Origin of the sequence: Anaerococcoides asporogena, assembly GCF_029590275.1 — a bacterium.
Taxonomy (GTDB): domain Bacteria; phylum Bacillota; class Clostridia; order Clostridiales; family Clostridiaceae; genus JG1575.
The window spans coordinates 900,941-921,097 of the sequence record NZ_CP120965.1 but is presented as its reverse complement, the minus strand read 5'-3'; the positions used below and the strand labels follow the sequence as shown (position 1 = coordinate 921,097).

The window sequence follows — 20,157 nt, the reverse complement described above, 5'->3', positions numbered from 1 at the left end:
GAACCGGTTTGTCGTGTCTCAATTCCTGGGAGCATTATAGAGACCCGGAGAAACATCGAGTCTTTTACCAATTTTCATCAACGCAATTAATATCAGAGTTAGGGTATTGCTCCCCTAATTAAACCTTGCGCATATTAAGAGGCATATTTTGTGGTTTTTGAATGGAAGAACCCCCTGATTTTATTAGGACGCAATTGCACCGTTTTTAAATGAGATCGAACATTATGTTCAAGCTCATCATCGCTCCTGGGACTTGGTTTTTTACTTATGCCACGTTTGAGATCGCTGTTGAGCAATTCATCAGGATTGTACTCTGGGGCATACGGTGGCAGGTAGAATAGCTCAATTTCTTCCTTATGCTTTTCTACCCACGCCATGACTTTTTTAGCGTGATGAACCCGCAGATTATCGAGCACCAGGAATACTTTCTTGTTGCTGTCATGCACTAACCGCCGCATAAAATCAATCAGTTTGTCGGCATTCATGTTGTCTTTATAGAGGACAAAGCGCAATTTTCCTCGATTGGAAATTGCTGAAAGCATGTTGATCTTGATATGCTTTGCTTCGGTTCGAACCACCGGCGTTTGTCCGATTGGCGCATACCCACGCAAGCAAGTTGACTGGTTTTGCAATCCGGTTTCATCTCCAAAGAAAATCTCTGCATTCTCAGCCTCTGCTCGTTCAGTAATGCCAGGAAACTCAGTTTCGACCCAGTGCTGCACCTTCTCTGTGTCTTGCTTGTAGGCGCGTTTCATCGGCCGCTGGACTGAGAATCCCCACCGCGCCAAGTAGACCCCTAAAGTAGATACGGGCAGGCTGATTTTATACTTTTCATAAATGAGCTCTGCAATGGTTTTTCTGCTCCACATGCAGTCTTTGAACTTCAATTGATCCGGTGTCTTATCAACCAGGATTTGCTGTATTTCCTTTTCCTGGGCAGGAGTAAGGGTTCGTTTCGCACCCTCTCGGCGACCACGCTTTTGGGGCTTGATCCCTGCGATCCCGCCTTCCTTGTATTGTTTCTTAGTGTTCTGGACGTGCCGCAAGCTTACATCTAAGATTTCTGCTATTTCCTCATTCGTTTTACCTTTTTCTGATAGTCGGATGATGTTCTTGCGAATCTGATATTGTTCTTCCGGACTAAGCCGTACTGCTTGGGTTTTTAAATCATTATTCATACGATTATTATATCAAAAATCATCAAGAAACGCAAGGTTTATTTAGCGAGTCAATAGTAAGTCGCTGTTGACCATCGACGATGTAGGTTTTTCCATCGACTGTGTTTGTCATATAAGAATTTAAGTAATACCAATCGTAGCTGGAGATGGCTTGTTGATCTACATTGAGGTTGGGATCATAATTTAATCTGAATCGGTAAAATATGTCATCGAGTAGTGATTTAACTGGTTTAAAGGCTTGGTTAGTATCGTTCCACTTATATTCCCTCTGATAAAAGTCCACAAAATAACGTTTGCTGCCGAATAGTTGATCTACATTGACCTGTTTAGGGTTTATGGCCATTTTGTTCTCTCCTTAATATCAAATAATAAAGCATCTTTTCTTATGCACTAAAAGGCTATCTTAATTAAGGTTTGTGCATTGTTCTTGCCAGAACGGAAATCACTGGGGGTTTTGGCGAAACTGGTTTGATACCTACCATCACCATAGTATTTTAGCTTAAAGTGTTTTCCATCATCTAAGATCTCAAATCCCATGTCCACTAGTTCTTGGCGAACACGTGGTGTCATCCCTTCATAGTTTTTGAGAAGTTGTTTTACTTCTTCTTGACGCTTCTTAGTTATTTTCTTATAGTCATTGTTTTTGATGAGATCCTTGATAATATCTGCCCTTCGCGACTTTGGATGGATCGCTGGGAGTGCTTCTTCTAAGATTGAGAGCAATATATCTTTTATTTCTCCTGGGTAAAAATCAAACTCATTTCCACTACTAAGAAGGGGGGTAGAATCCGTAAAATCTAATTTGGCTCTTAGTCCTTGATTCTCGGTCACTAGCCTCTCATTGGCTCTAGTAAGGTCTTCCACTTGCTTACTCCGACGTCTCAAATCTTCTTCAAAACTTTCTAAGATTTTATCCGCATCGTCTAAAGCCTTTTGACGAAATGCTTTTACTTCCTCACTAAAGGTGCTTTTCAAAAGTTCAGCATCTTCCTCTGCTTGTCTCTTAGCTCTTTCCGCTGCAATCCTCCCTTGAATTTGACTATCATATTTATCTCGAAGGATCGCGTTGCCTACCCCTTGCCATGTATAGAGAACGTCAACAGTTTGGTTGTTGCCGTATTGGAAAACTGCGCGGATAACACGCTCCGATAAGATGTCATCTATTCCGAAGGAGTTTCTGTAGAAATACTTTCCGTGTCTTATTACCGGATTAGGGTAGTAAATTCCAATGGCTCCATGATATTCATTTTTGCGATCACACAGGTTCATTAGTTTAAAGTTATCGCTTCTATTCTTTTGAACTAGAACATGTGCGACCCCTTTCAACCTTCCAGCCAATTTATAAACATCCACTGGATTTTCATTGAAATCGGTCTTGGATACATAAACAACGGGGAGTCGATAGGAAGTCTCTCCATTAATGACATCCGCAAGCAACTCCAGATTTTCTTCATGTATCTCCATAGGAGTTCTTAAAACTGGAAGACCATGATCATCTTTATGGTATCCCCTTTGTATTAAAAGGGTGATGAAATGCGGTGTTGAGAAATCTAAATCCAATGTATAAAAATCTTCCGTGTAACTCCTATCAAGACGTATGGCCATTTTCATCGAGTTGAAATTCATGATGTAGTCAGTATCCCAAATGATCCCGCTTGCTTCTTTCTTTTCAAATCTCACAGCTATAATATTTTGATTGCGATATTCTTCGATACCTAGCCAAAGGTCATCTTCACCAAAGCGAATGTTCCTCTCACCATTCCAGGATAGATTCGCTATGATGTTATCTTGATGCGGACTACCTTGATTCCATTCAATGACCAATTGAATAAAGGCATCTTGAGTCAGAGTATCATTGATCTCAAGCATCGCTGAAAATAGTAGCATCGGATTCCTCCTTTATTAGTCGAGAATTAGATACAACTGTATCTCTCTTAAAATCTCAAATTGGAATAGAGCTTGAGCTATTAAAATTCTATTAATATTTTCTCTTTTTAGAACATTGAATCTTTCCTTTAACGGCTATAAATTTCGTCTTGAATCCTCTTTGCTAAAATTTGAGGGATTTCGGAATCCGAATTCTCGGAATAAATCCAATAATTACCCGATACAATCCCATAGTCATTGAAGTCTAGTTTAAAATTCCATAGATGCAAACCACTTTGGGATTTTACTGTACCATAAACTAAAGGACCATCGATTTCAATATTTTTTAGGCGCTTTATGCCAATAGCCGACTTTCTAACTGCATCCTCAAACTCTAGCTTAGTTATGTCTTTAGTGAATGAACAGGGAATTCGCATTCTGGCTTTATCATCACGATTTTCTTTAAATTTATAAGCTAGTCCAATACCTAATAATCCGAATAATATTTTTTCCAACATTTTTCTTCCTCTCTTATGTGCGTTTCTTTGCTTATTTAAGGTTCATCAGATAAAAAATCACAACGAGCTGCATCACCATAATTATAGGAACTCCTACAACGAAATAATCTTGCCTGGTTTTATGTCTGAATGAATACATTGCTACAAGCGAGCCGATTGATCCTCCGAAAAACGCCAGGGCAAGTAAAGTAACGATTCTTATCCTCGATCGACCCCGAATGGCACTTATTTTGTCTATTGCATAAAAAGTAAAAGCTATTAAATTGATTCCTACAAGGTATACAATAAGCTGTTTATTTTGCTTGAAGTATCCCAATACTGTAACTAGTAAAATAAAGTATACCAATTTCGGCCATCAGAAAGGGACCAGTTTTCGCCAGAAAGTATACCACTTTGTGCCACTAAGGAGCCCACTTTCATCTGTTGTATGGTAACCTCTAGGGTATCAATGACCATGGAGGATTTTCAATAAATGAAGGAGTTTTCAATGTACAGTAAGATTAAAAACCTGGAGCGTATTGGGTTCACTCAACGGCAGATTGCCAGAGTCCTCAATATTAACCGTAAGACCGTCGCTAAATACCGAGCAATGCCCTTGGACGAGTTTATGGACTATCTTTCTGCCAACCGCAAGCTTAGCTCACTGGACGAGCTCAAACCAGTCATTCTTGATTGGCTTTACGCTTTTCCCAGCATGACAGCTGCTCAGGTCCATGACTGGATTTTGGAACACTACCCGGAAAGAGAGACGTCCGAACGAACGGTCAGCCGCTATGTTAAAAACCTCAGGCTTGATTTCGGAATCCCTAAATCAGCGCCAGGCAGGTGCTACGAGGCTGTGGACGAACTGCCAATGGGCCATCAGATGCAGCTGGACTTCGGCGTCAGGAACATGCCCTTGCCGGATCGGCAAGGTTCCCGCAAGGTATACTTTGTGGGGATGGTTCTGGCTCACTCCCGATACAAATGGGGCTATTTCCAGACTCGACCGTTTACCTCCATCGATTTAGTCCGAGCCATGACTCGCGGATTCCAATTCTTTGGGGGATCCCTAAGGAGATCGCTGTGGATCAGGACAGCATCATTGTCGTCAGTGAGAACAAAGGCGACATCATCTTCACTCATGAGTTTGAGCAGTTTAAAAACCAGATGGGCCTGAATATCTGGGTCTGTCATAAAGCCGATCCAGAGTCCAAGGGGATGGTGGAGAGCACCGTTAAGTTCGTGAAGCGCAACTTCCTGCCCCATCGTTTCTTCATGGAGGAAGAGGATCTCAACGAATCATTTCTGGCCTGGCTGGCGCGGACTGGGAACGCCAAAGTCCATGGAACGACAAAAAGTACCGGCTCAAGTGTTTGAATTGGAACGCGAACACTTGCGAGCGGTACAGTCTAAAATAAATAACCTTAGCCCAAGTATAATGCGAACGGTCCGGAAAGACAACACCATTCTCTACAACAGCAATCGGTATTCTCTCCCTCAGGGAACATACACAAAACACCCGGAAGTGACTGTTACCGCCACCCAGGACGAGCTGGCCATCTATGATGCCTTCGGCAATGATCTTCTGGCTAGGCACTCCATCAGCCCTTTGCGCGGCACTCTGATCAAACTGACCGAGCACCGCAGAGACAAGTCGGCTTCTTTGGATAAGCTGGAAGGCCAGATTCTCGAAGGGTTGGACAGCTTAGTCACTGACCAGTGGAAGGCATACCTGCGAAAAATTCGCGAGCACAAGCCTCGATACTATCGAGATCACCTGACGATGCTCAGACAACTGACCTTGGAACTGCCATTTCCGACACTGGAAGAAGCGATGCACTACTGCGCTGATCGTGAGCTGTACAGCATCAATGACCTGAAAAGCGCTGCCGAATATATTGGCCAGCAAGCCACAGTGGTTCAGCCTCCACTACTGGAGATCCAGCCCATCAGCAATCCCACCATCGTAAATCTGAACACCCAAAAGCGAAAACTCTCGGACTATCAGTATCTGGGAGGTGACACCCATGAATAAGACCCAGCAATCCGTTGTGCGGCTTGCCACCGCTATGCGGCTCAAGCCGCTAAATTTCCACGACTTGTTCCGGGATGGGCTGACGCCCCTGGAGAGCGTCGAGGTCTACCTCCAAGCCCAGTTACACCTCAAGGAGGAGCGCACCACTCAACTTCGGCTCAAGCGCTCGAATCTTCCCGTTAAGAAAACCCTCAAAGAGTTTGACTTTGGCTTCCAGCGCAGCGTCACCCGAGAGCAGATGCTCCGGTTGACTGACTGCTCCTGGATCGACGAGGCCTATAACATCATGTTTCTGGGGCCGCCCAGCGTGGGCAAGACTCATCTTGCGACCGCATTGGCCTATGAGGCCCTGGAACGGGGCTACAGTGTGTCATTTGTCAGCCTGGATGATTTAATCCGGCAACTTAAGACAGCAGACATCGCACCCTCCTCCAAACGGAGAGTGAACTACTACAGCAAATGCGACCTGGTGGTGATTGATGAGGTGGGCTTCCTTCCCGTTAACAATGCGGAGGCAAACCTGTTTTTTCGGTTTGTCAGCTCAATGCACGAGAAGACCTCCCTGGTAATCACCTCGAACAAGGGATTCAATGAATGGGCTGGCTTTCTGGGTGACGAGGTGATCACCACCGCCATTCTGGATCGACTGGTCTTCAAGTGTGAGATCTTCAACATGAGTGGAGATGGCTACCGGCTGAAGCACCGCAAATCAATTTTATAGTCTAAACCTAACATCAACAGAAAGTGGGTGGAAAACTGGTATACTTTCTGGCGAAAATTGGCTTATTTTACTTGACTGCTTACAAATACCCCGAATGATAATGATTCAGATATGTTTCCCTTGACAATCAGGAAGATAATAATTTGAATCACAAGAACACTAAAGACAAAGACTCTGGACATCATATTTCCCTTTTCTGCTTTTCTATCAAAAATCATAAAAGCTATCACTATTCCAAGTGATCCCCCCAATAAAGAGGTAATGGTTAGTGGAAGGTCAACATTTTTTTCATCAGTGTGACTGTATAGATATTTATTAATGAGATAAAGAATAAAACCAAACACATTAATGATGAGCAAGTACGAATCAAATTTATTTAAACCACTGAATATCCCCATGTCTTCTCCTTAGCTTATTTTTATTATTCAAAAAACTCCTTGATATTGACTTATAAAACTTCACTTAGTTTCCCCAGAGTCTTCAACGACGGATTTGTTCTTCCAGTTTCCAAATCAGAAATGTAAGTATTGGATATGCCGCATAGCTCGGCCAATTTTCTTTGAGTGTATTTCTTTTGAATTCTTATTTCTCGTATCTTCTCCCCGACCGATTCCATAACAAACCCCTTCTAAATAATATTCGTATAACGTTTACACGCTTAATGGTATTTTAGCATAGGGCAGCATCTCTTTAACGCCATTCTATCAATTCATCTCGACATTTTTATCATGAGAAGTAACCTCAATAAAGCTTCGATCCATATTATTCATCCAAAAACAATAACCCCGGGATTAACCCGGGGCAGTTATGAATCATATTATTCTTGTATATCAACAGAAATTCCTGATTTGAAATCCACCTTGAGATGATCATCATACACTGTGATTCTCTCCACCAGGATCCGCACATATTTTTCGTCATACTCGGTTAAAGCGCATGATGAAGTCTCAAGGAACCGAATCATCTCATCCATCCGTTTTCTCCAGTCTTCTTTTGCTGACTTCTCTTGAAATAACCCCTCCTTTTCTTCACGGCGCCTTAAGATTTCATTCCCAACATTATCGACAGAATCCTGGCTGTTAACTTGGCTCAAAAGTTTCCCCTGGAGCCGTCTAATTTCGTCATCAATCACTTCCGCTCGATTCTCCGTATCTTCCCCCAGAGTGCTCTGAATGTTTTCCCTTAAGATGGCCATGACTTCATCCTTTTCCTGGAATGTTTCGTTGATAGCCAACACTACGGCCTCCTGCAGGATTTCTTCTGCCAAGGTTCTGCCAGTGCAGCCAACGGGGCCTTCCTCAACCCTGCAGGCGCAGCGCCACACCGCTGATTTGCGGCCTCGGTTGTTCCATTTGATTCGCCGGTAAATGTCATCGCATCTTCCGCAAAACACAATCCCTGACAGGGCATATTTCCCACTGTAAATCCGCTTTCGACCAGTGCCAGTCAGATTGGCTCTTCGAGTAATTTCTTCCTGCACTTTCAGAAAAAGATCTTTTTCGATGATCCCCTCGTGACTATTCTCCACATAATACTTTGGCACCTGCCCCTGATTGGTTCCGCGCTTTTTCTCGAGGATATCCACCGTATAGGTCTTTTGAAGGATGGCATCGCCGATGTATTTCTCATTGGTGAGGATTTGTTTGATGTTACTCTCATGTCTTGCAACCGGAACAGGTTACCTTTGAGCAGTGACGGTCTTTGCAATACCCGCTAAGCTTACAGTTAAACCGGTAGCTGCAAGGATTATATGGCCGGTTAAAGCCCCCTTTTTTCACAACCAGTCTGCGCGTCTTGACCTCATTTGAAATCGTTGTAGGGGACTTGCCTAAATCTCTAGCGATTTTACGAAAAGAGCAGGCGGCATCGAGTTTAATTTTTATCTGAGTTCTATCTTCCAAAGACAGATGCTTATTCTTAGTCATGGTGACCTCCTAAAACAGAAAGGACACCACACAACTAGAGCTGACTCCTTGTTTAATATACATTATTTAAAAGAAACTTGCCTAACTAAACTGGAATAGGCCCCTTGCCAAAGTAAATTAGACGGCCCCCGCCTAATAGTGTCCAGATTACTTTGGCATTCAGCTTGAATCATTGTTTTATAGACGATTTTTCTAAAATACTTGCTATACTTACCCATCTCAATTATAATTTACACAGTTAATATTTAAGAAAGAGGTTTTTTTGTTTATGAAAAAGTTAGTTGTCGCCGGTGGCGGAGTTTTAGGTAGCCAAATTGGCTTTCAGGCAGCTTTTAAAGGCTTGGAAGTAGTATTCTGGTTACGCCATGATGATTCAATAGGCAGAACAAAACCGAAAGTTGATAATTTATATAAAATTTATTTAGGCGAATTAGAAGCCCTGAAACCTCTCTTAGGTAAAAAAGATGCTTCTTATCCACGTGGACTGATTGATGATTTTGCCGGCTTAGATGAAGCAAAAATAGAACAGCTGAAAGAGAATGTAAAGCGTGCTTATGAGAGTGTCACTTATACCACAAATTTAGCGGAAGCAGTTGAAAACGCAGATTTTGTGATTGAATCCGTTGCCGAAATTCCCGATGTAAAAATTGATTTTTATTCAAAAATGGCGGATTTATTACCTGAAAAGACGATTATCGCAACCAATTCTTCTACCTTATTGTCCAGCTCTTTCGCCCAATATACCGGCAGACCGGAAAAATATTTATCCATGCATTTTGCCAATCATATCTGGCGCAATAATCTTGCTGAAGTGATGGGACATTCAGAAACCGGCAAGGAAGCTTTTGAAGCCATTGTCAACCTGTCTCATGAAATTGGAATGATTCCTCTGAGAGTCAATAAAGAACAGCCCGGTTATCTCTTAAATTCACTTTTAGTACCTCTGTTAAGTTCAGCTCAGGCATTACTCGCGAATGAAGTATCTGATTATGAAACCATTGATCTGGCATGGAAATTGGGAACAGGTGCTCCCTATGGCCCATTCCAGATTTTAGATGTTGTCGGATTGGAAACTGCATATAATATCGCTTCAATGAGAGCGGCTCAGGAAAAAGATGAAAATGGTATACAGCATCGCATTGTAGCAATGCTCAAAAAATACATTGAGGCCGGTAAAACAGGTGTTAATGCCGGTGAAGGTTTTTATAAATATAAATAAAACTGATAAACCTAATTTATTTAGGCTCAATCACTTTTTATGTGGGATTATGATTTTCCCTGTTTACACGGAGAGGTCGACGTGGTAGCCTGACTGGCCGACTAGCCCAGCATTTATGCAGCCTAGCGGCAAGGCTGGCGGAACCACGCCGACAGAGGCTCCATGTCAACTTGGGAAAATCCCACAGTTTTTGTGATTGACCCTTTATTTATTAAATATTGTCATTCATTTGCGCAGTCAAGTCCTTAATGTTGGTGTAAATTACCTTTCGGTTGAACGCCTGCTAAGCGGTCTTGCTTAATTGCTGTCTGATCTGGTCTGCGTTCGTCCGTGCTCGGTCTCGTTCCAACCAATAGGTATCCATCGTGAGGTAGACTTTGCCGCTGATCCAGCGTTCATGCTGCTCGATCAAGAGGCTGCCGACCAGGCGCTCGATGCTCGCTTCGTTGGGGAAGATGCGGATGACGCGTTCGCGCCGTCTGATTTCTTCGTTCAAGCGCTCGATGCTGTTCGACGTCCGCAACCGCTTGCGATAGGCTTCGGGCAAATGGAAGACGGCTGTGATGTCGGCGAACGCGTCATCCAGGAGCCGGGCGGCTTTCGGGGCGATCGACTCGAGTTGGGTCAACAGACCATCGCGACGCCGACAGGCTTCCGCGAGGTCCGGGCTGTTGTAGGGGTCTTTCAAGCGGCCGTGGACCGTCGGTCGCTGTTTGGGCGAGACTTTCTCCAGGAGGTTGCGGGAGAAATGGGTCTGGCAGCGCTGCCACATGGCCCCCTGGAATTGTTCGCCGATCGCTTTGACCAGGCCGCCGTGGCTGTATTCATATAACGTTTACACACATATAAGTATTTTAGCATAGGGCAGCATCTTTATAACGCCATTCTATCAATTCATCACGACATTTTTATCATGAGAAGTAACCTCAATATAGGATAAACGCATCAATTAGCCTTCATTTTAACCGACAAATGACTTCCCCTTGTTATTTGTCGGTTTTTAGCACATAATTGTACAAAAGGTGGTGAAGGCATGGCTGATTATCCCGATTGGGTGCTTAAATGTGAACTTCCCATGATTTCTCCTACTCAACACTAATTGATGCCATAATGAACCTATTTTAAGCAAGGAATAGAGCCTGTTCCCCACGTTTTCGGTTGCGAAAATGCGGGGTTTTTGCTATACTTAATTGAGTAGGATATCATTCTTAAAAAGGAGTAAAAATGTACTACGATTTTCTCGTAAAGATTCCGGAAAATACAGGCAAAATTACGGTGAACCGGCGCGGTGAAACCACTTATATTGAATACACCTATGCCCGTCATTACAACGCCGAAAAGAAGTATAACGTTCCCCAGCGAACTACGATTGGAAAACAGTCCAGGGTGGATCCAGCGATGATGCAGCCAAACCAAAATTTTATCAAGTTTTTCCCAGAGGTCCCCCTGCCCGATGAACGGAATCATTCCGATCGCAGCAGTTGCCTTCGTGTCGGGGCATTTCTTGTCATTCGCAAGATCATGGAAGAATACAAACTACCTGAAATTCTTTCCGATTACTGGGACAACCGAGGTGTCGGACTGTTTCTTGATCTGGCTGCTTATTCTATTATCTGTGAAAATAATGCCGGGCAATACTATCCGGATTACGCCTACAATCATCCGCTCCTAACAGAGGACATGACGATCTACAGTGACTCCACGGTATCTCGGTTTCTCTCATCGATAACAAGCGATGACAAAGTCGGATTCCTCAATCAATGGAATGCATCCCGGAATCACCGGGAGCAGATTTATATTTCCTACGATTCAACCAACAAAAACTGTCAGGCCGGCGACATCGAGATGGCTGAATTCGGGCATCCCAAGGATGATCAGGGCGTCCCCATATTCAATTATTCAATTGCCTATGATGTGGATAATAAAGAGCCGCTATTTTATGAAACCTACCCCGGCAGTATCGTCGACGTGTCCCAGTTGCAATTTATGTTGGAGAAGGCAAAAGAATATGGCTATCGCAAGATTGGTTTTATTCTTGATCGAGGATATTTCAGCAAGAAAAATATTCAGTACATGGACGCGTGCCAGTATGATTTCGTGATCATGGTCAAGGGGATGGCTTCTTTTGTCGAAAAGATCATCTTGAAACATAAAGGCAGCTTTGAGAAAAAGAGGTCTTGCGTGATTCCTGAATATCAGGCCTACGGGAAGACGATTCAGGAGAAGCTCTATGCGGATGATGAAATGGATCGATATTTCCATCTCTATCATAAAGTGAAAAAAGAAAGTGCAGAGCGTGGATGCCTGGAAGATAAAATTCAAAAAATGGCGGAATTTCTAAAAAAACAGGAGGGAAAGTCGCTGACATTCGGAGATGCCTATCATGAGTATTTTGAAATCTTTACCCATGAAAAGAATGATGGCACAAAAAAGTTTCTTTATGCAAAAGAAAAGAGCGAAGTGATCGAGAAGGAAATTGATCTTTGCGGATACTTTGTGATCGTCACGTCCAAAAAAATGACAGCCGCAGAAGCGCTCTCGTTGTATAAGAGCCGAGATGCATCAGAGAAGCTATTCCGTGGAGACAAATCCTACCTGGGCAATAAAAGCCTGCGAGTCGCGGGGAATGAGTCTGCCGCCGCGAAGATATTCATTGAATTTGTGGCGTTGATTGTGCGGTGCAAGATTTATACGCAACTAAAAGCAATGGTGAAAGAAATGGCAAAGAAGCCGAATTACATGACCGTTCCAGCTGCGCTGAAAGAGCTGGAAAAAATCGAAATGGTGCGGCAGATGGATAACGTATACCGGCTTGATCACGCCATAACCGCAACACAAAAGACGATACTGAAAGCCTTCGGTATCGATGAAAACTATATCAAAACCAGCGCAACGAGATTAAGTGAGCTGTTAAAAGTGGCCGCGATGCCAGAAAGGGATGAGGAAGATGGCGCGTACGAGGAAGACGATCTCTATTGACGAGAAGATAGCCCAGGCAAAGGAGAATTTCGAAAAGGCTAAGGCCAAGTATGATAATGCCGCGAAGGAACTCGAAGACCTCCAGGAAAAGCAGAGGTCAATTCAAAGAAACGAACTGATCAAAGCTGTTGAGAAAAGCGGCAAAACTTATGCTGAAATCATGGCATTTCTTGGGAGTATCGATTGATAAGAAATGCAAAACCAGGTGCTGATTAGGACTTTGAGTAGGTAAAACGTGAGAAGTTAACACTAAAAGCAATGATGAAAGAAATGGCAAAGAAGCCGAATTACATGACCGTTCCAGCTGCGCTCAAAGAGCTGGAAAAAATCGAAATGGTGCGGCAGATGGATAACGTATACCGGCTTGATCACGCCATAACCGCAACACAAAAGACGATACTGAAAGCCTTCGGTATCGATGAAAACTATATCAAAACCAGCGCAACGAGATTAAGTGAGCTGTTAAAAGCGGCCGCGATGCCAGAAAGGGATGAGGAAGATGGCGCGTACGAGGAAGACAATCTCTATTGACGAGAAGATAGCCCAGGCAAAGGAGAATTTTGAAAAGGCCAAGGCCAAGTATGATAATGCCGCGAAGGAACTCGAAGACCTCCAGGAAAAGCAGAGGTCAATTCAAAGAAACGAACTGATCAAAGCTGTTGAGAAAAGCGGCAAAACTTATGCTGAAATCATGTCATTTCTTGGGAGTATCGATTGATAAGAAATGCAAAACCAGGTGCTGATTAGGACTTTGAGTAGGTAAAACGTGAGAAGTTAACAACTATGAGATCAGCTATAGCCTCGAGAAGGAGTTTGTCCTGCGCTGCCTTAGGCGTGCCTTGTGCGAGAGAAAGCCCGAGATCATGAACTCGGATCAGGGGAGCCACTTCACCTGTCCCGCCTACCTTAAGCTCCTGGACTCCTGCGATGTTAAAGTCTCCATGGACGGCAAAGGACAGGCACTGGATAATGTACGGACCGAGCGGTTCTTCCGAAGTCTGAAATACGACGACCTCTACATCAAGGAATACGAGACACCAAAGGAGATGATCAGAGGGATCAGAAAGTACATCCACACCTACAACGCCATTCGTCCGCATGCATCCCTGGGGGGCCTTACCCCCTATGCTTTCTGCCAGAACCAATCAACCTGTCACGCAGCCTGAACAAGGTGTTCGGATGAAATCAAAATCCGTGTCTTGACAATAGGGGGCACTTTAGGTAGCCCCGCCTCCGTTGAAAGAAGAGAGCATTTTTAATAGCAAATGTACACGGCATTGACCTTTTGTTTAAAGGTGCACATGGATATATTATCCCTTAACGAAATCGCCTAACTGATTGCATTTAAAATATCAAGTTTCAATTCTTCATCGTAGTTATATGTATCATCCATGATGGCTGTCATAATTCGATGTAATAATTCTTTTTTTATTTTTCCAGCCGCCACTTGATAACTAATATTTTCTGTAATCACAAAAAAGTTCTTTGCAACACCCATGTACCCATTAAAAAGCAAGAATTGAGCACAGAGCGTAATAGCCAGTCTTTTATTCCCATCAGCAAAACAATGAAATTCGCATGTGCAGTAGAACAGATGAGTGAGCTTGTCTACGAATGTCGGATAATAAATATCGTTCTGAATGTTTTGCAGCACACTATCTAGACGGCCAAGGTCAAAATGTTCATATGTTCCTCCACCACTGTATTTAATGGTTTTTGCATGAATGTCCTGTGCTTGTTCTAAAGTGATATAAATGATACTGTCCAAATCACTCACGCTCCTTCAGGCGTTTCAGAACCTCTTGGTTCTCTGCCATCAAGCGCTCCAATTCATCCCCAGCTGCGCCAAGAAATTTTTGATATTCATCTTTGTCCAGCGGTTTAATATACTCTGAAAGTTGATAGTGAAACGCATCTCGCAACGCCATGTCACGGCTTGCCATTTTAACTCGTCCTTTATGAATCAAAGGCTTCCACAAAGCCAAATTCTCAAAGCTGTAGAAAAGTGATTCAACTTCACCTTTGGACAACGCATGGCCTAAATGCTCGTATTCTTGTTTAATTGCATCAGCAAGTCCACTTTCATATGCAGCGATAATGTCTAATATCTCACTGTAAAATGTATCTCTAGCCTTATCATTCGCTTTTAAATCCAGTATTTTCTTATATTCTTTCGCCTTTTCTTTAAAAATGCTGACATAAATCATGTCTGTAAAATGGGCATACTTATATTTGTCCTCTTCAACATAGAGTTTCAGAGCGTCGGTAAATTGTCTGCGGTAGTTGTCTTCCTGCAGGGAAGAATAAACGAAATCCTTGTCTCGCTGATTAATGTATTTGGTTCCGCCCCCGGTTTTGCGGTTGATCAGGTCAATCACAATATCGAGCATTAGCTGACGCAATGCACGAGCTTGATCGCTTTCAGAAAGAAGCATTGCTAAATTTAAAAATGCGCGAAAATCAAATATTCCAAGTACAGTTGTCTTGGTAGGGACATTTATGTCCTTACCAGAACTCTGTGCAGTAGCTAAAAAAGACTTCAACCGTTTACCGCGCAATACCTCATATCCGTTTTTACTTAACTCTTCTCCATTTTGCTCAATATAACGACTGATTGTTCTAATATCGACATTAAAAAAGTTGGCCGTCATTTCACGTGTTACATACACTTTATCTTCCCAAACGATTCCTTCCATACCGGACTTGGTTTGTATTTCCTCAACCGCAAGATCATTATTCAAGATATTCTGTCGATCAATTTGTGATGTGGTTAAATCTTTTGCCATTATTATTCCTCCTTACTCAACGCCCAAAGTTTTATACAGCTTCTGGTGATGTTAAGTAAAATATCAAGTTACGCTCATCCATGAAGTCTTAACATCACATTAGTCATTAATTATGTATTTGGACATCTACTGCATTATCTTCACTTCTAACCTCATATCGTTTTTCAGGCTTTTCATAAACGTTCACCAGCTGGTGGCTTGTTGAAAACGAGTTGTCCTCAAGATAGCTCTTGCTTCCGAAGATCAGTTCTTCAATTTCAGGAGAAAGTTGTTCAACCCAGTCCGGCTGTTCCTTGCAGAGCCTTTCGACCTTTTTGATAAGCGTGAGATTGTTAATATTCTCGGTTTCGTCGTCGGGCATTAAGACTATCAAATAGTCCCTTGCACGGCTTATCGACACATTTACGATATTCAGCTTGTTTAGAAACATATCCTTGTGCGTAGAGATTTTCGGCGGCGGATTAAATAGAGCAATAATAATGTCGCACTCGTCGCCTTGGAAACCGTGAATCGTTCCAACTTGAACATCAACATTCTTGGGCAAAACGACCGATGTCATTAGCTTGTCAATCAAGTCAGCCTGTGCGCGGTATGGAGCAATTAACCCGATGCGAAAATCCTCATCCCCTTTGACCATTTCTATGAGTGATGTAAGATATTTCATAAATTCAAAGGCAAACAAAGCAGAGTATACCTGGTACGGTGTTTTACTCTGAAGTCGCTTAGGTCTATAAATGCTCTCAAACTTGCTCACCGGGAACTTAATAATGTTTAATGGTTTGAGGTCAATAAAGTCCTCTATCGGCAGTGTCCTCTGGCTTTCGGCAGTACGGTAGTGTTTCAAAACGCCACCGTAGGCAAACTGGCTGAACACTTCGCCGATTCCCGGAATGCTCCTATACTGAGTAGTCAACAGTTCAACATGGTAGTTGTGCGGTACAGTCGTCGTCTCAGTAAACGATTTAAGTTCGACCATCGTGTAAATATTTTCGTTTTTCCAAGTATCAACAGTCGTAATTGGCTCTATTTGGAACGGGTCACCAGCAATAATGAACTTTTCAGGTGTTTTTTTATAGAGCGGATAGACGATGTTGGCAAGCGGTATCATGGATGCTTCGTCGATGATTATGTAGTCCCACATTAAACCGCTTAAAGTAAGCCGCTTACCGTCATCCATCAGGAAATAATCATATGGAAATCGCGCTATCGTAGTGACTGTAACATTCCTTGGGAAAGTGCGAATATCAAAGGTTTTGTCCCTGAAAACATCGCTCTGTTCGATGGTGTTGTCGTTTGTCGCCCCGAAGCGCACAAGCCAGTTTATGTAGCTATGGTCTGACCCCAAGCATTCCATTAAACGACGAACAAGAACATCCGCCGACTTGTTTGTGGGCGTTAAGACGAGTACATTCAAATCTTGCGGTGACTTCATCAATGGTAGAATAATATCTCTGGCTACATGAGTGGTTTTTCCCGTTCCAGGGGGGCCGAAAACAAACTCGATGTTTTCGCATAGGTTGCTCTGCATATCATAGTCATCATCATATCCGTTTTCTTCACCGAGCCTGATAAAAGCTTTACGTAATTCCTCAATTAAGAACACAGGATTACAAGCTTCAATTCGCGCCTCGGTGACTTGAGAAAGGTCAATGTCGTCTATTTGAGCATTCGTACGCAGCTTCGCTCGAAGCGTATATGACTTCACACTTACGACTTCTACAGCCACTTTAACCATTGGTTGTCCCGCAAAGTGCAACTCAAGCGGAATGTCTGCGAGGTCTTCCATCGACTGCGGGATGTAACGGTTGGGGTGCTTCAAAATCAAGGTTCTGGACGTACCTTCCTCTCGCTCAACCTTGGCAAACGATATCGATATTTCACGACTATTTGCGTTATTCTCCCCACTGTTCAGGGATTCAAGTTCAAGCAAGGCTTTGAACCAGCCAAAGGAATAAACGTCCGCTTCTTCCGCCTGCTGCTTCAAGTCCTCAAGTCGCGCAATTTCCTGTATCTCTCTTTCCGCCTGTTCCTTTACCTTTTCAATTTTCTTGCTGATATCCACGGTCGGTTTTGAGTAGTCGTCCTCATCGGTGGGCGCGTTATCAGTGGCATCCTCTGTTTTGGTCAGGCGTTCTTTGGGTGTAGACGTTGCTCGTTTGGTAATTTCTTTACCCACGCGTTTAATGGATGGTTTGCTGATTATTGGTATATCGCCTTCTCCATCGAAAGAACCATCGACTTCTTCGTTTTCATCATCGTCATTTCCAAAATCGAAATTTTCCTCGGGCTCTTCGGCTGCTTTTCGCCGCTTAAGGTCTTCTTCGATAAGACGTTTTACATCTTCTTCCGAATAACCGTACGATTCAGCAAAAGAAGCAATATCGATATCATCATCAATCAGTTCTTCAACTTCTTCTTTGATACCCAAAATACGGAACAGCTCAAGAGCCTCATCGTTTGACACATTATACTGTGGGTTTAGAGTCTGGACTGTGAGTAAGCTTGTCGAGACAAATTCGCCGTTGGCGTTTAGTAGCCACGGTTGGGTACGTAGGCGTTTTGCCTCATTCGAATCAAAGTAGTCAGTTTGCTGTGAGCGATAGAAATACTCATACTTGCCATACAAAATGCTATCGTGTGACCATGAATAACGGTCTTTAAAAACACCATATTCGACCAATTTGAGAAGCTGATTCCACACCATTATTGACAGTTCGACATCTTGGTTCGCGACAATCCGATCAATATTTTCTTTACATCCATCTATGTATCGTTCTGACCATTTTCGAGTATTCATGTTGTAATAGGCAGGTTGTTGCCATTCAAATCGAGGCCTTATTGCATATGCCTCATCTTCAGTGAGAATTCGTAGTAGGATTCGCGGTGTGTCTTTAACGCCAAGTTCGGACAAAAACCTGACAAGGTCCTCACGCTTATCATTTCCAAGCAATTCGATGTATTCATCAAAGCAAACAAATAGTGCCTCTGGTTTCTCAGCAAACCATGAAGGCAAGGGCTCAAAAGGAAAATAGATGCCGTTCGGTATAGCTCTATATTGTGTTTTATCTCCTTCGCGCTGGCACAAAACAAATTTTTGACCCCGTAACAAATCAAGAAATGACTTGGCCGTGTTCAGAGGGCAAGATAAGTAGTATTGAAAAAACTTTTTGAAATCCGGTTTGGTGGAAATGGATACTCCGTCTTTGTAGCGTGGAAGGATTATGGTATAAATTTCATCCCGAAGAGACGGCTCGCTGACGCCGATGCGTTTAATAAATTCAAGCGTTTCCTCGTTCTGCATAAGAAATTCATTAATTGTTCTAAAACCGCTACCACCATCTAGCGGTAAAAACAACACGGCTTGGTCTTTTGAATCATATGCTTCCGCAGCTTTTCCCTCTGCATCAAGGAAAATCGGCTTGGTTTTAACACGTTTAGTACGGTCGGCATTTACAGAAATATACTTGTACAAAGTGTGAAGCCATTCGATTTTCTGCGCTTCTATAAATGACTTGTTCAGCATATCTATGACGGCATTATCAGTAACAATGTTCTCAACAATTGCCCTTATGTAGTCAAACTTTACGCTTTTACCGGCGCTACGCGGAGTGCTAAGAGAGGGGAATGCCCACCTTGCCTTTTCATTCTTGGTCAAAACAGCCAATTGATAATTCGAAAATACTTCAGCTAACTGGCTGTTATCGCCACCACCCCAGAAGGCATGTGAAGATGTCACATAACCATTGTTTAAAGTCGGTATAATCTCTTGACTTGCAAAAGCCTCTTTGATTGCAGTGTAAAAAGGCTTGAAAGAGATAGCTTTCTTGCTGGTAATATCCCCAAATCCGCTATCGTCATATGGTACGATATCAAAAATGTTATCATCGATTAACGGTACGGATTTCGATAGTCCAATATCACGAAGGTAAACAAGGCTGTCAGCCGCCAACTCCGACAGCAATGCGATCATGGAGAGGTTGTGCTGAACACCAGCACGAATTCCCTCGCGGCTGTCAGTGAGCAGGAATGGGGCGTGAAGTATAAAGTTCAAACCTGTGACTTCCTTTGTCGGAAAGAAGCAAAACGCAGTATGTGATTTGGGAATTAAATGCCCCTCGCCGTCAATGAAATAACCGACGGAGTATGTATGGGCGTTTTCGTCATCGCGGGTAAACAGCCACAACATATTATCATAGAGGTCTTCACGGTTTTCTCCGTCGTTTTGGGTGAGCCTGATGAACTCGGCTGTTACACCATCAAAATCTCGTTTCTCCTCAACTGTTTTGCCGTATAAGCCAAGAATACCGGATATCTCGAATTCGATATCTTTCAGACTTGATAAGAACAATAGCGGATAATCTAACGAGCGCAATTTTTCAGAGATATCAGCATACGACTCTTCTGGGCTACGCTTATCGTGGTCAAATGGGAAGACAAACAAAGTTTCACCGTCTCGTCTGCCCAGATAGTCCTGTTCGAGACGTATGGGAACAATGAACCGCTCAATTTTGAAAAACACATTCGGGTCATAAATGTGAGGGGTGGAGGTGTACTGAAACACTGCCTTAAATCCCACGCCAAATTTGCCTATAGTAGCTTCGTCAGTTTTATTTGAACCACCGACCGCAGTGATCGCATTTATATCTCCAAGTGTGCCATCCTCAAGGTCTTGTGCTTCTGTTGCAGGATCTGTCACGGAAAAACGGCGCGTACCATTATGGGCAAAGACAAGTTTGTCTTTGAACAACTCAAAGCGCGCCGATGTCGCTTTCGCATCATCAGCGTTTTGGAGTAGTTCATATATGAAGTGCGCTTGGTCAGAGTATTTCTCGACTACGCTATTCTTAACGCCACGGAGAGCAAAGCCCTCAAGGGCTTTCGCTCCCTCCTCGCGGTTGACAGTTAAGTCTTCAAAGTAAATTGCCTGTTGTTTATCTATCATGGTATA

At 43.1% G+C, this 20,157-nt stretch carries 20 protein-coding genes and 3 pseudogenes; 9 read left to right on the top strand and 14 right to left on the bottom strand.

Annotation, left to right across the window (positions count from 1 at the left end):
* Positions 1 to 134 precede the first annotated feature (134 nt).
* The 5 genes from P6M73_RS04350 to P6M73_RS16935 all read right to left on the bottom strand — a co-directional run bounded on the left by P6M73_RS04350 (position 135) and on the right by P6M73_RS16935 (position 3,878).
* Positions 135 to 1,178 carry an IS630 family transposase gene (locus P6M73_RS04350; RefSeq protein WP_277852687.1) on the bottom strand — a complete coding sequence of 348 codons (1,044 nt, stop codon included), beginning with the start codon at positions 1,176 to 1,178 and terminating at the stop codon, positions 135 to 137.
* 22 nt (positions 1,179 to 1,200) lie between these two features.
* Positions 1,201 to 1,521 (bottom strand): DUF262 domain-containing protein, encoded by a 321-nt coding sequence (locus tag P6M73_RS04345; protein WP_277854894.1) that lies wholly within the window; start codon positions 1,519 to 1,521, stop codon positions 1,201 to 1,203.
* 47 nt (positions 1,522 to 1,568) lie between these two features.
* Positions 1,569 to 3,065 carry a hypothetical protein gene (locus P6M73_RS04340; RefSeq protein ID WP_277854893.1) on the bottom strand — a complete coding sequence of 499 codons (1,497 nt, stop codon included), beginning with the start codon at positions 3,063 to 3,065 and terminating at the stop codon, positions 1,569 to 1,571.
* 128 nt (positions 3,066 to 3,193) lie between these two features.
* Positions 3,194 to 3,562 (bottom strand): hypothetical protein, encoded by a 369-nt coding sequence (locus tag P6M73_RS04335; RefSeq protein WP_277854892.1) that lies wholly within the window; start codon positions 3,560 to 3,562, stop codon positions 3,194 to 3,196.
* 31 nt (positions 3,563 to 3,593) lie between these two features.
* Complete coding sequence (locus P6M73_RS16935; protein ID WP_277855730.1) at positions 3,594 to 3,878, bottom strand: DUF1294 domain-containing protein; 285 nt, start codon at positions 3,876 to 3,878, stop codon at positions 3,594 to 3,596.
* 749 nt (positions 3,879 to 4,627) lie between these two features.
* On the opposite strand from P6M73_RS16935, the gene P6M73_RS04325 reads away from it, so the two are divergent.
* The 3 genes from P6M73_RS04325 to istB are packed head-to-tail and all read left to right on the top strand — an operon-like array spanning position 4,628 to position 6,300.
* Entirely contained in the window at positions 4,628 to 4,921 is a 294-nt protein-coding gene (locus tag P6M73_RS04325; protein ID WP_277854891.1) for a hypothetical protein, read from the top strand.
* Positions 4,887 to 5,579 (top strand): Mu transposase domain-containing protein, encoded by a 693-nt coding sequence (locus P6M73_RS04320; protein ID WP_277854890.1) that lies wholly within the window; start codon positions 4,887 to 4,889, stop codon positions 5,577 to 5,579. The genes P6M73_RS04325 and P6M73_RS04320 overlap by 35 nt, the downstream gene beginning before the upstream one ends.
* The gene (istB, locus tag P6M73_RS04315) at positions 5,572 to 6,300 is read left to right on the top strand and encodes an IS21-like element helper ATPase IstB (protein WP_277853478.1); all 729 of its coding nucleotides are present in this window, start codon (positions 5,572 to 5,574) and stop codon (positions 6,298 to 6,300) included. The genes P6M73_RS04320 and istB overlap by 8 nt, the downstream gene beginning before the upstream one ends.
* 62 nt (positions 6,301 to 6,362) lie before the next feature.
* On the opposite strand, the gene P6M73_RS04310 is transcribed toward istB, so the two are convergent.
* From P6M73_RS04310 to P6M73_RS16925, 5 genes and pseudogenes are all read right to left on the bottom strand, one after another.
* Complete coding sequence (locus P6M73_RS04310; RefSeq protein ID WP_277854889.1) at positions 6,363 to 6,698, bottom strand: DUF1294 domain-containing protein; 336 nt, start codon at positions 6,696 to 6,698, stop codon at positions 6,363 to 6,365.
* A 50-nt stretch (positions 6,699 to 6,748) separates the two neighbouring features.
* Positions 6,749 to 6,916 (bottom strand): helix-turn-helix domain-containing protein, encoded by a 168-nt coding sequence (locus tag P6M73_RS04305; protein WP_277854888.1) that lies wholly within the window; start codon positions 6,914 to 6,916, stop codon positions 6,749 to 6,751.
* A gap of 201 nt (positions 6,917 to 7,117) precedes the next feature.
* Positions 7,118 to 7,534: a hypothetical protein gene (locus tag P6M73_RS04300; RefSeq protein ID WP_277854887.1), complete on the bottom strand. Its 417-nt coding sequence runs from the start codon at positions 7,532 to 7,534 to the stop codon at positions 7,118 to 7,120.
* Positions 7,535 to 7,537: 3 nt separating this feature from the next.
* Positions 7,538 to 7,948: pseudogene (locus tag P6M73_RS16930) on the bottom strand (recombinase family protein); the annotation flags it as partial.
* 7 nt (positions 7,949 to 7,955) lie between these two features.
* Positions 7,956 to 8,225, bottom strand: coding sequence for a helix-turn-helix domain-containing protein (locus P6M73_RS16925; protein WP_489666471.1), 270 nt, complete (start codon positions 8,223 to 8,225; stop codon positions 7,956 to 7,958).
* Between the two features lie 268 nt (positions 8,226 to 8,493).
* Between P6M73_RS16925 and P6M73_RS04295 the strand changes: the two genes are divergently transcribed.
* Positions 8,494 to 9,444 carry a 3-hydroxyacyl-CoA dehydrogenase gene (locus tag P6M73_RS04295; RefSeq protein WP_277854886.1) on the top strand — a complete coding sequence of 317 codons (951 nt, stop codon included), beginning with the start codon at positions 8,494 to 8,496 and terminating at the stop codon, positions 9,442 to 9,444.
* A 283-nt stretch (positions 9,445 to 9,727) separates the two neighbouring features.
* On the opposite strand, the gene P6M73_RS04290 is transcribed toward P6M73_RS04295, so the two are convergent.
* Complete coding sequence (locus P6M73_RS04290) at positions 9,728 to 10,252, bottom strand: transposase (RefSeq protein WP_277855729.1); 525 nt, start codon at positions 10,250 to 10,252, stop codon at positions 9,728 to 9,730.
* Between the two features lie 416 nt (positions 10,253 to 10,668).
* Here P6M73_RS04290 and P6M73_RS04285 point away from each other — a divergent pair, with 416 nt between their 5' ends.
* The 5 genes and pseudogenes from P6M73_RS04285 to P6M73_RS04265 form a co-directional block, all read left to right on the top strand.
* Entirely contained in the window at positions 10,669 to 12,423 is a 1,755-nt protein-coding gene (locus tag P6M73_RS04285; RefSeq protein ID WP_277854885.1) for an IS1634 family transposase, read from the top strand.
* Entirely contained in the window at positions 12,392 to 12,610 is a 219-nt protein-coding gene (locus P6M73_RS04280) for an ErpK protein (protein ID WP_277852971.1), read from the top strand. Before P6M73_RS04285 ends, P6M73_RS04280 begins: the two co-directional genes overlap by 32 nt.
* Before the next feature lie 62 nt (positions 12,611 to 12,672).
* A pseudogene (locus P6M73_RS04275) lies at positions 12,673 to 12,954 on the top strand (hypothetical protein); the annotation flags it as partial.
* On the top strand, positions 12,923 to 13,141 hold the full coding sequence (locus tag P6M73_RS04270) for an ErpK protein (protein ID WP_277854884.1): 219 nt from the start codon (positions 12,923 to 12,925) through the stop codon (positions 13,139 to 13,141). The pseudogene P6M73_RS04275 and the gene P6M73_RS04270, both read left to right, overlap by 32 nt.
* Positions 13,142 to 13,202: 61 nt before the next feature.
* Positions 13,203 to 13,589: pseudogene (locus tag P6M73_RS04265) on the top strand (transposase); the annotation flags it as partial.
* A gap of 164 nt (positions 13,590 to 13,753) precedes the next feature.
* On the opposite strand, the gene P6M73_RS04260 reads toward P6M73_RS04265, so the two are convergent.
* The 3 genes from P6M73_RS04260 to P6M73_RS04250 all read right to left on the bottom strand — a co-directional run bounded on the left by P6M73_RS04260 (position 13,754) and on the right by P6M73_RS04250 (position 20,151).
* Positions 13,754 to 14,191, bottom strand: coding sequence for a type II toxin-antitoxin system death-on-curing family toxin (locus P6M73_RS04260; RefSeq protein ID WP_277854882.1), 438 nt, complete (start codon positions 14,189 to 14,191; stop codon positions 13,754 to 13,756).
* A 1-nt stretch (position 14,192) separates the two neighbouring features.
* The gene (locus P6M73_RS04255) at positions 14,193 to 15,209 is read right to left on the bottom strand and encodes a DNA-binding protein (protein WP_277854881.1); all 1,017 of its coding nucleotides are present in this window, start codon (positions 15,207 to 15,209) and stop codon (positions 14,193 to 14,195) included.
* 106 nt (positions 15,210 to 15,315) lie between these two features.
* Entirely contained in the window at positions 15,316 to 20,151 is a 4,836-nt protein-coding gene (locus P6M73_RS04250) for a DEAD/DEAH box helicase (RefSeq protein ID WP_277854880.1), read from the bottom strand.
* Positions 20,152 to 20,157: the final 6 nt, after the last annotated feature.

Excerpts from the sequence above, each read along its gene's own strand:
- P6M73_RS04350 (WP_277852687.1), bottom strand. The coding sequence starts at position 1,178 with ATGAATAATGATTTAAAAACCCAAGCAGTACGGCTTAGTCCGGAAGAA.
- P6M73_RS04345 (WP_277854894.1), bottom strand. The coding sequence starts at position 1,521 with ATGGCCATAAACCCTAAACAGGTCAATGTAGATCAACTATTCGGCAGC.
- P6M73_RS04340 (WP_277854893.1), bottom strand. The coding sequence starts at position 3,065 with ATGCTACTATTTTCAGCGATGCTTGAGATCAATGATACTCTGACTCAA.
- P6M73_RS04335 (WP_277854892.1), bottom strand. The coding sequence starts at position 3,562 with ATGTTGGAAAAAATATTATTCGGATTATTAGGTATTGGACTAGCTTAT.
- P6M73_RS04320 (WP_277854890.1), top strand. The coding sequence starts at position 4,887 with ATGGAACGACAAAAAGTACCGGCTCAAGTGTTTGAATTGGAACGCGAA.
- istB (WP_277853478.1), top strand. The coding sequence starts at position 5,572 with ATGAATAAGACCCAGCAATCCGTTGTGCGGCTTGCCACCGCTATGCGG.
- P6M73_RS04310 (WP_277854889.1), bottom strand. The coding sequence starts at position 6,698 with ATGGGGATATTCAGTGGTTTAAATAAATTTGATTCGTACTTGCTCATC.
- P6M73_RS04305 (WP_277854888.1), bottom strand. The coding sequence starts at position 6,916 with ATGGAATCGGTCGGGGAGAAGATACGAGAAATAAGAATTCAAAAGAAA.
- P6M73_RS16925 (WP_489666471.1), bottom strand. The coding sequence starts at position 8,225 with ATGACTAAGAATAAGCATCTGTCTTTGGAAGATAGAACTCAGATAAAA.
- P6M73_RS04295 (WP_277854886.1), top strand. The coding sequence starts at position 8,494 with ATGAAAAAGTTAGTTGTCGCCGGTGGCGGAGTTTTAGGTAGCCAAATT.
- P6M73_RS04285 (WP_277854885.1), top strand. The coding sequence starts at position 10,669 with ATGTACTACGATTTTCTCGTAAAGATTCCGGAAAATACAGGCAAAATT.
- P6M73_RS04280 (WP_277852971.1), top strand. The coding sequence starts at position 12,392 with ATGGCGCGTACGAGGAAGACGATCTCTATTGACGAGAAGATAGCCCAG.
- P6M73_RS04270 (WP_277854884.1), top strand. The coding sequence starts at position 12,923 with ATGGCGCGTACGAGGAAGACAATCTCTATTGACGAGAAGATAGCCCAG.
- P6M73_RS04255 (WP_277854881.1), bottom strand. The coding sequence starts at position 15,209 with ATGGCAAAAGATTTAACCACATCACAAATTGATCGACAGAATATCTTG.
- P6M73_RS04250 (WP_277854880.1), bottom strand. The coding sequence starts at position 20,151 with ATGATAGATAAACAACAGGCAATTTACTTTGAAGACTTAACTGTCAAC.